Source organism: Anaerobacillus sp. CMMVII (assembly GCF_025377685.1).
GTDB lineage: Bacteria > Bacillota > Bacilli > Bacillales > Anaerobacillaceae > Anaerobacillus.
Window position 1 is genome coordinate 177583 of sequence record NZ_JACEHK010000002.1, and the last position, 13459, is coordinate 191041.

Below are 13459 nucleotides of genomic sequence, written 5' to 3' on the forward strand. Positions count from 1 at the left end.
AAAAGTAAAATACAGCTACCTTTAAGGTAAGCTGTATTTTTTCATGCTATAATACTTTTCTGTAGTAAAGTTACTAGATTGATAGAGAGGAGAACGGCTTTTGTCTGATAATCAATTTATATATATAATCGCAATTATCACATTAGGATACTTACTAAAAAGATTTCATGTTCTTAAAGAAACGGATGGTGAGGCGCTATCGAGAATTATCTTTAACTTTACCTTACCAGCTTTAATCATTTACAGTTTTAATGGATTTGAGTTTGAATACTCACTCGTTTTACTGATATTAATTGCCTTTGTTTATGGAATATTTTCAGCAATCCTAGCGTTTCTAATCTTTAAAAAAGAGACCAGAAGGATTAAGGGAATGCTCGTCATGATGGTTCCAGGTTTTAATATTGGGCTTTTTGCCTACCCACTCGTAGAAGCAATATGGGGGCATAAAGGACTTGTCTATTTTGGGATGTTTGACATAGGAAATGCCTTTGTTGTATTTGGCGTAACGTACCTAATTGCCAGTTTTTATGCAAGTGATGATGAAAAGTTGGATTATAAGCGTGTTTTTGTGAAAATTTCACGGTCAATTCCATTACTCACGTATACTGTTGCTTGCCTACTTAGTATCCTAGGGATCGGCCTTCCAAATCTCATCATTAACGTGACAGAAATTGTCTCGAAAGCCAAACATGCCTTTATCGCTGCTACTATTAGGTATGTATTTGAGTTTTTCATTTGAAAAAAGTTATTTTTCGCGGATTGGAAAGTACTTGGCAATTAGATATGTTGTCGGTTTAAGTGTAGGAGCAATTTTATTCTTCTTTTTACCATTTGAGACCATGTTTAAATATACCATCTTGGTTGCTCTTATTTTGCCAATGTCTGTTTCTGCCCTAGCCTATTCAGTCGAATTTGGTTACGATCAAAAATTTACGGGTACAGTTTCAAATATTACAATCCTGATCAGCTTTCTTCTGTTTTGGGGCTTAGATTATCTCTTTTTTTAGAAGGTAAAAATTTGACTAGTTAAACTTTTTTAATTATACTAAATACGGTTAAAAAGGTTTGTATAGCAACTAATTGAGGTGAAGATATGAGTTTGTCTTTTAAGGACTATATCAGTATTTTTATTCATCAGACAGATTTACACCTGACAAGTTATGTGAAAGAAGAGCTAGCGCCCTACAACATTGCCCCAGAGCAAAACCTTATTATGATGTTACTTTGGGAAAAAGATGGTCAGTCTCAAAATGAGATCGCAAAGCAACTAGATAAAGACAAAACAAATATTGCCCGAATGGCTCAAAGCCTAGAACAAAAAGGCTTTATTAGACGTTCGAGTTGCCCGAATGATCGCCGTACACAACGACTCTTTGTTACCGAAGAAGGCGAAAAGTTAGGTCATAGTGTGATTCCATTAGCTGAGAAGTTTAATAAGATCGTTTGTCATGGAATTACTGATAAGGAGTTAGCTGAATTAAAAAGAATTCTTTCTAAAATGCGTCAAAACGTACAATAATTTATATTGTGCGAGTAAATGGTTGTTATACCAACTTGTGTTCACGTAGTCTCATTACCAAGGAACTACGATTTATTAAGGGGGAAAGGTTGCTATAGCATCCTTTTTATAAAAGGCTGTAGTCGTAAACTTTGGACAAATTCATTTGCCCCAATGGCTTATTTATTCTCAAAAGCTTCACAGAAAGCGTGATGAAACAAGCATTCCTTTGGTTACGACCTATAAGCTTATAGCAACAATCTTTTAGAAAAGAGCGTATTAAAATTAATGGAGGAGATGAGTTATGTACGATATTATCATTATTGGAGCAGGTCCTGCTGGAGCAAGTGCTGCTCTTTTTGCAGCAAAGGCAGGAAAAGAAACATTACTTATTGATAGTGACAAAAGTATTACCAAAAAAGCATGGGTTGAAAATCACTACGGTGTATTAGAAATTACTGGTCCGGAGCTTTTTGAACTAGGCAAAGAGCAGGCCGCTAAATTTGGTACGGAGATCATCCAAGCCGAAGTGACAAATGTAGTTAAATCTAGTGCTGGCTTTACAGTTGAAGTTGATAACCAAAGCTTTGAGGGGAAACATGTCATTTTCGCAACAGGATTAGCTGTAGATCTTGCTGAAAAACTTGGTCTAGAAACGAAACCAGGTACAGAGCCACGTATAAAAACTGTGCTTAATGTAGATCAAGATGGCAAAACAAATGTTGAAGGTATTTGGGCAGCAGGGACAGTTGCTGGTGTTAGTGTTCATACGATCATTACAGCAGGTCATGGGGCTTCAGTTGCAATTAACATCATTAGTGAGCTAAATGGCGAGCGTTATGTCGATCACGATATCCTAAAATAAAGAATGCTAGAAATGGAGTGCGATTCAGCGGAATCGTGCTCCATTTTGTATAGGAGTTGTAGGCATCAGCGTCGAAAAGGTCACGATCAGTAGGATCGTGACCTATCGAAACGAAGAACTCGTAGTAGTAGTTAAAACTGTAATGCAATGTGACTTAGTGTTCCAAATTGGTAGCTTCGGTGCAAAAGCTTAGGTTGATGCTTTTCGTCGCCGCTTCCAAATGCCAAAAACAAAGGTACAAAATGTTCAGCCCTAGGTACAGCCAATTTCGCATGTGGAGCTAATTCAGCATACTCAAACAATGAAGGTAAATCCCTAGTTTGTAATCGTTCGAGTAGCCAATCGTCAAATTCTACTGTCCAGGGTTCAGGATTACTTTGCCCCCATTTAATCATTCCTAGATTATGGGATGTTCCACCACTACCAACAATTAGGATATCCTCATTTCCTAGCCCACGCAGTGCTTCACCGATACGGAATTGTTCTTTTGGACTTAGGTATGGATTAACCGATATCTGAACGACAGGTACATTAGCATCAGGATACAAAAGTTTTAAAACGACCCATGAACCGTGATCCAACCCTCGGTTTTCGTCTCTTTTAAAAGCAATTCCACTTTCTTCAAAACGTTCAGCAACGCTAGTGGCTACTAGCGTAGATCCCTTGGCAGGATATTTGACCTCAAAAAGCTCCTTAGGAAACCCTCCGAAATCATAGATTGTCTCATATTCATCATCACGAAAGGAAATCGTAGTGATCTCACTTTCCCAATGAGCAGTAAAGATAACAATTGCTTTTGGTGTATATTTTTCACCTAAATTTTTGAGATACTTTGTATATTCGTTGTTCTCCAGGGCTAGCATAGGTGAGCCATGGGATATAAATAAAGATGGAATCATACTACTTCTCCTCTCAATATAAAATAAACTACTTACCTTTTGTAAGTTAGTGTATAATAGTAAGTGTAATGCGTCAAGGAAACTCACTTGAATATTCTCAAACAAATTTTGGTTCCTAATTTTAGGTCTAACAACAATTTTTACGATGAGACACTTTCGATAGAATTAAACGTAGTATACTATATCTAATGAGGTGATATTCATGCATAATCTTTGACCTAGAATTGAATTAGCCTTGCAGTTGCTAGGCAAACGCTGGACAGGACTAGTGATATTCCAACTTCTTATAGGTCCTCAGCGATTCTCTGAAATAGAAGCAGCACTACCAGTAAGTGGGAGACTATTAACAGAACGGTTAAAGGAATTAGAAAAAGAGGGGATCGTTAAACGACAACTATACCCTGAGGTTCCAGTACGGGTCGAATATTCGTTAACAGAGAAAGGACGAGCGTTAGAACCAATTTTTCAAGATATTCAGAGTTGGGCTGAAAATTGGATCTCCCTAGATTCTGGAGAGAGGTAAAACTTCATTACCGCGCTGGCTTAAGGAAATCCTTTAAAAATGTTCAAAAACTCGCGAAATCTTCGTGCAACAGAGATAAGACAACAGATACTAGAAAAGGTATAATTGATTTAGGTACGATGGTTCTACTATCCAATTAAATGAATTTCATAATTAAGGTTTAAGGTGATGATGAAATTCACTCACTTGATAACAGTATTAATGAAAATAAAATATAGAAATAGGAGCTAGTGAAATGTATCGCAATTTAGAAGAATGTATTCTCGATTTAGAAAATAGTGGTCATTTAGTACGCATTCATGAAGTTGTTGACCCTTACCTTGAAATGGCTGCTATCCACATGAAAGTATTTGAAGCAGGTGGACCAGCATTGTTATTTGAAAATGTAAAGGGGTCAAAGTTTCGAGCAGTATCGAACTTATTCGGAACCGTCGAGCGAAGTAAGTTTATTTTTCGGAAAACGTGGGAAGGTGCGCAAAATGTTGTAGCACTTAGAAATGACCCAGTAGCAGCTTTAAAAAATCCGTTCCAACATGTGGCTACTGGCTTAGCAGCTTCAAAAGCACTACCAATGAAAAAGTCAACGAGCCTTCCCGTAACACATCAGGAAATTAATATTTCTGACTTACCATTAATCCAGCACTGGCCAGATGATGGTGGAGCTTTTATTACTTTGCCACAGGTTTATAGTGAAGATCCCCAAAAGCCAGGAATTATGAACGCTAATTTAGGAATGTACCGGGTCCAACTTAGCGGGAACGATTACGAACTAAATAATGAAATTGGTTTACATTATCAAATCCATCGTGGAATTGGAGTCCACCAAGAAAAGGCAATGAGGTTAGGACAACCTTTAAAAGTAAGTATTTTTATTGGTGGCCCTCCAGCTCACACCTTGTCAGCAGTAATGCCATTACCTGAAGGGTTAAGTGAGATGACGTTTGCAGGTTTGCTTTCTGGACGTAGGTTCCGTTATAGCTATATTGATGGATATTGTATTAGTAATGATGCTGATTTTGTCATTACTGGCGAAATTCATCCAGGTGAAACAAAACCAGAGGGGCCATTTGGCGATCATTTAGGCTATTATAGTCTGACGCACGAATTCCCATTAATGAAAGTACATAAAGTGTATGCAAAACCAAACGCGATCTGGCCGTTTACTGTTGTAGGTCGACCACCTCAGGAGGATACAGCCTTTGGTGATCTTATTCATGAGCTAACTGGTGACGCGATTAAATCTGAAATTCCAGGCGTAAAAGAAGTACATGCTGTTGATGCTGCCGGTGTCCACCCACTCCTTTTTGCCATTGGTAGTGAACGTTATACGCCTTATGATAATGCCAAACAACCAATGGAGTTACTCACGATCGCCAACCGGATTTTAGGAACGGGTCAACTAAGTCTAGCTAAGTATTTGTTTATAACCGCAGAAGACGGGCAGCCGCTAGATACTCATAAAGAGGTTGAGTTTTTAACGTACATTTTAGAGCGACTTGATTTGCATCGTGATATCCATTTCCAAACGAATACAACGATTGATACGCTTGATTACTCTGGTACTGGTTTAAATACAGGAAGCAAAGTTGTTATTGCGGCCTATGGTGATAAGAAACGAGACTTATGTAAAGATGTCCCTGATAATTTGAAGGAAATCCGAGAGTATGGAAATCCACGTCTGATTATGCCAGGCATAGTTGCGATCGAGGGACCGAATTTTACTACACATGAAAATGCTGAGAAGGAACTGAATGAGTTGAAAACAGCGATCAAGGAAAAAGGTTCGATGACAACTTGTCCAATGATTATCCTTTGTGACGATAGTGAATTTATTAGCGAATCTGTTAGTAACTTTCTCTGGGTTACCTTTACCCGAAGCAATCCTTCACACGACATTCATGGAGTAAATAGTTATTATGAACATAAACATTGGGGCTGTGACAATCTCATTATTGATGTCCGTACAAAACCTCATCATGCACCACCATTAATTGCCGACCCAACCGTTGAGAAAAACATAGAGCGCTTTTTTGTAAAGGGTGCAAGTTTAGGTTCATTAAAATAAAATTACATTTTGCGTTTCTCATAAATAAATGAGGAACGCTTTTTTAATTTCTAATATAAAGCTGTTTTGGAGACGAAACGGGCAAAAATGTAATGGATTTTGTATACATGTGTTGGCAATAAGAAATAGTGATGAAGAGGATTCATCATGCGTAGTGGAGAATGTATTTGTAGGAGGTTGTAATTCATTTAGTGAGCGATGACCCTTTAACATTTAAGTCTATGTGCATGGTGCCTCTCTTTTCATTTATCATGAGCAAACAAAGCAAATGGAGTGATATGCTGATGTATGAACAAAAAACAAAAGAAACTGATCACAGTGTCATTGAATTTATTGAAGCGGTGGAAAGTCCTAAAAAGCGAGAAGATGCTTATAGGTTATTAGAGGTTTTTTCAGAGACGACAGGCTGCGAAGCAAAAATGTGGGGACCGAGTATTATTGGGTTTGGCTCTTATCATTATAAATATGCAACTGGCCACGAAGGAGATGCCCCGTTAGTTGGATTTTCACCTAGAAAGGCTAAAATTAGTTTATATTTTGCGACTGGTGATGATAAACGCGAAGAATTATTAAAGGATTTTGGCAAGCATACATCAGGAAAAGCATGTGTCTATATCAATAAAGTAGCAGATATTGATGTAAATGTTTTAAAGGCATTGATTAATCAATCTGTAACGTTTTTGAAAGAAACATATCCGAGTTAGAGGGTGAACAAAAGCGAAACTGGTTCCGTTACCTGTCGCAAAACCCGAAAATGCAATCGAAAAATGTAGCCCAATTTGTACTGCCTTTTGTATCTGTTTTTGCAGAAAAAAATAAAATGGCTCAGTTCACTATACTGAGCCATTTTTATTATCGACTTTTGGTTCCCTGTTGACGCCCCTCAATATTCTGCTCCTTACCAAATTATAAAAGAGCGACCCTCAAGGACATAGATGAGGGAGTCAGCAGGATTTGATAAATAGGCGGAAAAATTTCTCTTAATAAGGAAATAGCACTGAAAATAGCTTAAATAGACGGAAAGATTCCGTCTATTTACTCTAAAATCGTGAAAATGGGTGATTTGCTTTGCTTAATCGGAAAATTTTCGCTTATTTACCCAGAAGCGAGCTCTATTCTTCAATCTAACCGAAAAATCTCCGCTTATTTTAAATTTTTTGTAAGATAAATTGTATATCAAATTTTGGGTGCATTTCACTATACAAATTTTTAAGTTTTTTCCACCCAAGTGGCTTTACACCAATAAAAAATGAGTGTCAATTGCATATGCAAATTGGCACTCATTTTGATTTGCATTTTTAATGTTTGTGATAGGAAACGGAACCCGTTAACAAAAGCGTCACTCTTTTTTTGTGGTTAAGCAAATCAATGTTTAGGTTTTTTTGTCGAATGTAAATGTTCAGTAGTTATCTAGGTAAAGCTGATGTATATTTAGAATAGTAGGAATAATAAGATAAACACTATGTAAATATTAGTTGAAAGGATGGATTGAATGGATAGGTTGACTGAAGAAGAAGTAACAAAGTTTTTATCCGAGGCAGAGGGTTGGAAGTTAGTCGACGAAAAATGGATTGAAAAGAAATACCGTTTTAAAGATTATTTAAAGGGGATTGAGTTTGTCCAAAAAGTAGCGAATTTGTCCGAAGAAGTGAACCATCATCCCTTTATAACCATCGATTACAAACTTGTTCGACTTAAGCTTTCATCCTGGAGTGCGAATGGCTTAACAAAGTTAGATTTTCAATTAGCCGGGAAGTTTGATGAGTTCTATCAGTAAGTATGAAAAAAATGTTTCTGCAAAGTTATGAAAGAGAGAATGGTAGATTGACTATGATCTTAAATAAGGGGTGTTTAAAATGCAAGCTAGAAAAATACCAAAACATTTACAAAAGTACACGGTAAAGCAAGAATATCACAATTATACTGCGATTAACCATGCAGTTTGGCGATATGTGATGCGGCAAAACCATCATACTCTTAAGGATTTCGCCCACGAGGCCTATACTGACGGGCTTAAGGCATCAGGGATTACGATTGATCGCCTTCCAGATGTAGAAGAAATGAATCAATGCTTAGCACCTTTTGGTTGGGGAGCTGCGACCATAGATGGCTTTATTCCAGGAGTCGCTTTTTTTGAATTTCAAGCAAATGGCATTCTTCCAGTAGTAGCCGAAATAAGAAAGCTTGAAAATATTCAATATACTCCAGCACCAGATATTATTCACGAGGCTGCAGGACATGCACCTATTCTTTGTGATGAAAAATATTCAGAGTATGTAAAGCTTTTTGGAGAAATCGGAAAAAAAGCAATTGCTACAAAAGAGGAGCATGATCTTTTTGAAGCTGTCCGTTCTTATTCAAATCTACTTGAAAAGGGATCAGCTACAGATGAGAAAATCTCTGAAGCGAAGCGGAAAATAGATGAAGTAGCAGCTACCATAAAAGGCATATCTGAAGCTGAAAGAATTTCAAGGCTTTATTGGTGGACTGTCGAATACGGATTAATTGGTGAACTTGACCATCCAAAGATTTATGGTGCTGGACTGTTGTCTTCGGTATCAGAAGGTCGCAATGCTCTAAGTGCAGAGGTTGAAAAAATTCAGTATGACCTTCAAACGATGATCAATACAGGCTTTGATATCACCAAGCCACAGCCACAATTGTTTGTTTGTGATAGTTTCGAGCAGTTAATCGAAGGAGTCAAAGAGTTCGCTATGGAAATGGCGTTTATGAAGGGCGGGACAGAGAGTCTCGAAAAAGCCAGACAATCAGCGAATGTAGCAACAGTGGAATATAGCTCTGGCCTACAAGTTACCGGGGTGATCAACGAGCTACTATACAATGACAACAATGAAGCTGTCTATATAAAAATGAGCGGACCAACAGCGTTAGCTTATCAAAGTTGTGAACTTCCCGGCCATGGGACTGAAACTCACCAGGAAGGATTTGGCGCTCCCATTGGACGGTTAAAGGATGTTGAAAGTCCATTAGAATGTCTAACCGAGGAAGAGTTAGCTAACTTAGGGATCGTAATTAATCGAGATTGCCTGCTCACATTTGAAAGTGGGGTAGAAGTAAAAGGAACCGTCCAATCAATGGTTAAGCAGGATCAAAAAATCCAAATTATTAGCTTTACAGACTGTCTAGTTACGTACCAAGGACAAATTTTGTTTGCACCAGATTGGGGAATTTATGATATGGCTGTAGGTGAGTGCATTCCTTCGGTATATGCAGGTGCAGCGGATGGTGAAGCCTATTATACGGTTGAAGTCGGTTCACAGACAGCAACGGAACATTCAATCGTGTCATCACCATTAGAGGATCTCTACCAGCAAATTAGAGATGTTAGAGAAAAAAAGCCAGAGAACTCAGTATCTGTGATTGAAAGTGTCTGGCGAAAACTTGGAAGCGGTTACAAAAATGACTGGCTCTTAAGATTAGAAGTAGTAGAACTATTAAAAGAAAATAATTGGTTACCTTCTTTACAAGAGGAAGTACATCGTGACCTTAAAAGACTTCAAAAAGAAAGCGATGAGTTAGAGGTATTAATTTCTAGGGGGGTACAAATTATTTAAGTTTTAGCTGAAAGGGGTGAGCGCACTTAGCGCCACCCCTTTGTTTTACTTTTGAACTGAAGTAAAACAAGGGGGGAAGATACTTGCAAGTTTTATAATAAAGTTTGTTTAACTAAAATAGAAATTATTTACCCTTCCTCAATTATTTGTTATATTTAGTAAGTAAATTTAGGTAGACGAAATACTTTGTAGGAAGTGGGGAATGTGTAATGAAAAGAAATACGCACCTACCTATTAATCCGCCTTTCTATTATGGATGGATTATTGTTTTTATGTCAGCATTGGCAATTTTCTTTTCTGGACCTGGTCAAACCTTTTCCATTTCAATTTTTATTGATGCTTATTTGGAACATTTCGGTTGGAGTAGTACATTGGTATCGACGATGTATCTATTTGCCACTTTACTTGCAGGATTTTTACTCTTTATTGTTGGTAGATTAGTTGATAAGTATGGACAGAGAAGAATGACAGTTCTTGTCGCGTCCTTATTAGGAGTGGCTTGTGTCTTTAATAGTTTTTTATTAGGACCAACTATGTTATTCATTGGCTTTTTCATGTTAAGGCTATTTGGCCAGGGATCGCTAACTCTTATCCCTGGGACGCTTATTCCACAGTGGTTTGTAGGAAAAAGAGGACGTGCGTTAAGTTTTATGGCTTTTGGTAGCTTTTTAAGTGCTGCTGCCTTACCACCTTTCAATGCTTGGTTAATTGGAAAAGTTGGTTGGCAAGCTTCTTGGCTTGTTTGGGCAGGTTTACTATTTTTAATTTTTGTGCCTCTTGCCTTTCTATTCATACGTAATAAACCTGAAGATGTCGGTTTACATCCAGATAATTTATCTGACGAGGAAGTGTCGGTAAGAGGCTCTGAGAAATCTGCCATTCATGAGGAAGCATGGACACTCAAGGAAGCGATGAGAACCAAGGTGCTTTGGCTACTGTTGTTTTGTGTAGCTGTGCCATCGATGGTTAATACAGGCATTGTTTTTCATTTTGTACCGATCTTAGCGGAAAGTGAAATTGGCCGCACTCAAGCTGCATTTATTTTAAGTATTATGGCCATGGTATCATTTCCGATTACATTTTTAGCTGGATTTATTGTGGAGAGAGTAAAAGCAAATTATGTTCTTTCATTAGCGTTTCTTGGGCAAATTTGCATCATGGTTCTTTTAGTTCAGACAGATTCTTATACTACTGCGATTTTGTTTGGGGTTGCCCGTGGAATTGTCGGTGGTTTTGAAGCGATCAGTCTAGGAATTATTTTCCCGAATTATTTTGGGCGTGCCAATATTGGGAGTATTAAAGGTATATCCTCAACGATTATGGTGATTGGCTCGGCCTTTGGTCCTTTGCCTTTTGCATTAGCTTATGATCGTTTTGGAAGTTATCAGGAAATCATTTATCTAATGATGGTGTTTCCACTCGCTGCTGCAATATTTGCTTTTGTGGCTAGAAAACCTGTTAAGAAAACTAACGAACTAAAGCAACAAGCGTCTTAAGTTGCACCCTATACTTACTGTTGTGTTGGAAAGATAGCTCTTTGGAAAAATCGAAAAACTCTCCACTTTTAAAGTAGAGAGTTTTTCGGTATAAGTGGACTATTTCACCGCAACAGCAACGCCTAAAGGGTAATAGACACCTTTTCGAGGTGGCTCGATGGTTACACCGCGTTGGTAAAATATTTCTACTTCAGAAAATGGTTTAAATAGGTTAATAAATTCTTCATTTGTTAGCTGGTGAACATGAAAGGGTTGCCCAGAAGGTATGCCTCTACCTTTTCCGAAAGGAGTAGACAAAACTAACGTTCCACCTGGTTTTAATAGCTCGTACATATTTTTCATAAACAACTCGTCGTCCTCAATATGCTCGATCGTCTCAAAGCTTAAGATCGTATCAAATGTACCTAATTTTTCAGGGAGATGAGGATCAAGAGCGTTTTCTTTTTGGAAAGTTAATATAGGATGATAATAATGTTGCTTTGCGTATTTTAATGTTTCCTCATCTATGTCCACACCAATCATTTCGTCAATTTCTTGCTTATTTTTTTTTGCGACCATTTGACTTCCGTAACCTGTCCCACAAGCAATATCAAGGACACGTCCACGGACGTATGGCGTTGAAAAGTAGTACCTAGCTGTATGCTCTAATAACATACCATTGGTTGGTTTCATTTCTTTAGGGATAATTCTTTCCCCAGTATCTTTTAACAATTTCATCACCGCTTGATTAAATTTTTACTAATTATACTCAATTCTAACACATTATAATCTATTTCCAAGAATGATCCTCCGGTTTTATTTTCTGATTTATTAGACTTAAGGAATTGTGACTGTTTTGTGAAAAAAATAGTATGGTAGCGTAATAGAGAGTAACTAGGAGAAAAATAGTATTGACGTACGCTTACATTGAGATTTTGTTTATTGCTTATCCGTGGTAAAATTCACTTTGTTAACAACGGACTGACTTTCGTGAGAGTCGAAAGTCGAAAGAATAAAACGAACAATGAAAGAGGTGTTAGCTTGAACTTACAAGCAATTAAACAAGAATGGTTTAGCAATATTAAAGGAGATACCCTAGCAGGAATGGTTGTTGCGTTAGCCTTAATTCCTGAAGCTATCGCCTTTTCGATTATTGCAGGAGTCGACCCGATGGTGGGGTTATATGCTTCATTTTGTATTGCAGTTGTTATTGCCTTTATTGGCGGACGTCCAGGAATGATCTCTGCAGCCACTGGGGCTATGGCATTATTGATGATTACCCTAGTTGCTGATCATGGGCTTCAATACTTATTAGCAGCGACTGTCTTGACTGGTATTATACAAATTTTCTTTGGTGTTTTCAAATTAGCAAAATACATGAAATTTATCCCAAGATCTGTGATGGTCGGATTTGTTAACGCGTTAGCGATCTTAATTTTTATGGCGCAATTACAGCATTTTGTTAATGTAACTTGGGTAATGTATGCATTAGTTGCCTTAACATTAGCGATCATTTATATCTTACCTAGATTTACGACGGCTATCCCTTCAACGTTAGTAGCCATTGTTGCTGTTACAGCGTTAGCAATTTTTGGTGGTTTAGGTGTAAGTACAGTTGGTGACATGGGCGCCCTTCAAAGTACACTACCTATTTTTCTCATTCCATCTATCCCATTAACTTTTGAAACATTAATGATCATTTTACCTTATTCACTGGCATTAGCCGTTGTTGGTATCCTTGAATCACTTTTAACAGCGCAAATTGTTGATGACATGACTGACACGGAAAGTGATAAGAACAAGGAAAGCCGTGGTCAAGGTATTGCCAATGTTATTACAGGGTTTTTTGGTGGTATGGCAGGATGTGCGATGATTGGTCAATCAGTTATTAATGTTAAATCAGGTGGTCGTGGTCGCTTATCATCTTTAGTAGCAGGGGTTTTCTTGATGTTCTTAATCATTGTTCTTGGCTCTGTCGTAGTCCAAATTCCAATGGCAGCACTAGCAGGTGTCATGTTCATGGTAGCAATTGGAACGTTTGATTGGAATTCATTAAAAACTTTGCATAAAATCCCTAGAACAGATGCAACAGTAATGGTTGTAACGGTATTGACGGTTGTATTAACCCACAACTTAGCAATTGGTGTTTTAACTGGTGTTGTTTTAAGTGCCATTTTCTTTGGAGCAAAGATTTCAAAGGTTCATGTAACATCTAAGCTATCACTTTCTGGTGAAAAGAAGACGTATTTTGTTGAAGGTCAATTATTCTTTGTATCGGTTACAGACTTTATAAATTCATTCGATTTCAAAGATGTTGTCAAGGAAATTGAGATTGACTTTAGTCGTGCTCACCTTTGGGACGACTCAGCGATTGGTGCCATAGATAAGGTTGAAATGAAATATGAACAAAATGGAATATCAGTAAACTTAACAGGTTTGAATAAAGAAAGTTCATTATTAATGAAACAAATTGGTGGTTTATCAAAGAACTCTGGCCACTAGACAACGAAATCTTCTTCATAAGTGTCAGCTCACCTCAAAAAGTTATTTTGGAGTTTA

13 protein-coding genes are annotated in these 13459 nt (G+C 37.6%); 11 read left to right on the forward strand and 2 right to left on the reverse strand.

What is annotated here, in order from left to right; translation table 11 throughout:
- Positions 1-100: 100 nt before the first annotated feature.
- From H1D32_RS04960 to H1D32_RS04975, 4 genes are all read left to right on the forward strand, one after another.
- Positions 101-739: an AEC family transporter gene (locus tag H1D32_RS04960; protein WP_261177094.1), complete on the forward strand. Its 639-nt coding sequence runs from the start codon at positions 101-103 to the stop codon at positions 737-739.
- 31 nt (positions 740-770) lie between these two features.
- Entirely contained in the window at positions 771-1007 is a 237-nt protein-coding gene (locus tag H1D32_RS04965) for a hypothetical protein (protein ID WP_261177095.1), read from the forward strand.
- 86 nt (positions 1008-1093) lie between these two features.
- Entirely contained in the window at positions 1094-1519 is a 426-nt protein-coding gene (locus H1D32_RS04970; RefSeq protein ID WP_261177096.1) for a MarR family winged helix-turn-helix transcriptional regulator, read from the forward strand.
- 283 nt (positions 1520-1802) lie between these two features.
- Complete coding sequence (locus tag H1D32_RS04975; RefSeq protein ID WP_261177097.1) at positions 1803-2363, forward strand: FAD-dependent oxidoreductase; 561 nt, start codon at positions 1803-1805, stop codon at positions 2361-2363.
- A 131-nt stretch (positions 2364-2494) separates the two neighbouring features.
- Here H1D32_RS04975 and H1D32_RS04980 read toward each other — a convergent pair whose 3' ends face one another.
- Positions 2495-3262 carry a DODA-type extradiol aromatic ring-opening family dioxygenase gene (locus H1D32_RS04980; RefSeq protein WP_261177098.1) on the reverse strand — a complete coding sequence of 256 codons (768 nt, stop codon included), beginning with the start codon at positions 3260-3262 and terminating at the stop codon, positions 2495-2497.
- Positions 3263-3485: 223 nt separating this feature from the next.
- Here H1D32_RS04980 and H1D32_RS04985 point away from each other — a divergent pair, with 223 nt between their 5' ends.
- The 6 genes from H1D32_RS04985 to H1D32_RS05010 all read left to right on the forward strand — a co-directional run bounded on the left by H1D32_RS04985 (position 3486) and on the right by H1D32_RS05010 (position 10921).
- Positions 3486-3785: a winged helix-turn-helix transcriptional regulator gene (locus H1D32_RS04985; protein WP_261177601.1), complete on the forward strand. Its 300-nt coding sequence runs from the start codon at positions 3486-3488 to the stop codon at positions 3783-3785.
- A gap of 235 nt (positions 3786-4020) precedes the next feature.
- Positions 4021-5850: a UbiD family decarboxylase gene (locus H1D32_RS04990; RefSeq protein ID WP_261177099.1), complete on the forward strand. Its 1830-nt coding sequence runs from the start codon at positions 4021-4023 to the stop codon at positions 5848-5850.
- A 284-nt stretch (positions 5851-6134) separates the two neighbouring features.
- Positions 6135-6554: a DUF1801 domain-containing protein gene (locus tag H1D32_RS04995; RefSeq protein ID WP_261177101.1), complete on the forward strand. Its 420-nt coding sequence runs from the start codon at positions 6135-6137 to the stop codon at positions 6552-6554.
- Positions 6555-7342: 788 nt separating this feature from the next.
- Positions 7343-7627 (forward strand): 4a-hydroxytetrahydrobiopterin dehydratase, encoded by a 285-nt coding sequence (locus H1D32_RS05000; RefSeq protein ID WP_261177102.1) that lies wholly within the window; start codon positions 7343-7345, stop codon positions 7625-7627.
- Positions 7628-7706: 79 nt separating this feature from the next.
- Positions 7707-9425: an aromatic amino acid hydroxylase gene (locus H1D32_RS05005; RefSeq protein WP_261177103.1), complete on the forward strand. Its 1719-nt coding sequence runs from the start codon at positions 7707-7709 to the stop codon at positions 9423-9425.
- A 209-nt stretch (positions 9426-9634) separates the two neighbouring features.
- Positions 9635-10921: an MFS transporter gene (locus tag H1D32_RS05010; RefSeq protein ID WP_261177105.1), complete on the forward strand. Its 1287-nt coding sequence runs from the start codon at positions 9635-9637 to the stop codon at positions 10919-10921.
- A 99-nt stretch (positions 10922-11020) separates the two neighbouring features.
- On the opposite strand, the gene H1D32_RS05015 is transcribed toward H1D32_RS05010, so the two are convergent.
- Positions 11021-11638, reverse strand: a complete 618-nt coding sequence (locus H1D32_RS05015) for a class I SAM-dependent methyltransferase (RefSeq protein ID WP_261177106.1) — start codon at positions 11636-11638, stop codon at positions 11021-11023.
- Positions 11639-11941: 303 nt separating this feature from the next.
- Between H1D32_RS05015 and H1D32_RS05020 the strand changes: the two genes are divergently transcribed.
- The gene (locus H1D32_RS05020; RefSeq protein WP_261177107.1) at positions 11942-13402 is read left to right on the forward strand and encodes a SulP family inorganic anion transporter; all 1461 of its coding nucleotides are present in this window, start codon (positions 11942-11944) and stop codon (positions 13400-13402) included.
- The last annotated feature ends 57 nt before the right edge of the window (positions 13403-13459 follow it).

Coding starts and splice junctions, on each gene's coding strand:
- H1D32_RS04970 (WP_261177096.1), top strand. CDS start 1,094: ATGAGTTTGTCTTTTAAGGACTATATCAGTATTTTTATTCATCAGACA.
- H1D32_RS04975 (WP_261177097.1), top strand. CDS start 1,803: ATGTACGATATTATCATTATTGGAGCAGGTCCTGCTGGAGCAAGTGCT.
- H1D32_RS04980 (WP_261177098.1), bottom strand. CDS start 3,262: ATGATTCCATCTTTATTTATATCCCATGGCTCACCTATGCTAGCCCTG.
- H1D32_RS04990 (WP_261177099.1), top strand. CDS start 4,021: ATGTATCGCAATTTAGAAGAATGTATTCTCGATTTAGAAAATAGTGGT.
- H1D32_RS04995 (WP_261177101.1), top strand. CDS start 6,135: ATGTATGAACAAAAAACAAAAGAAACTGATCACAGTGTCATTGAATTT.
- H1D32_RS05000 (WP_261177102.1), top strand. CDS start 7,343: ATGGATAGGTTGACTGAAGAAGAAGTAACAAAGTTTTTATCCGAGGCA.
- H1D32_RS05005 (WP_261177103.1), top strand. CDS start 7,707: ATGCAAGCTAGAAAAATACCAAAACATTTACAAAAGTACACGGTAAAG.
- H1D32_RS05010 (WP_261177105.1), top strand. CDS start 9,635: ATGAAAAGAAATACGCACCTACCTATTAATCCGCCTTTCTATTATGGA.
- H1D32_RS05015 (WP_261177106.1), bottom strand. CDS start 11,638: ATGAAATTGTTAAAAGATACTGGGGAAAGAATTATCCCTAAAGAAATG.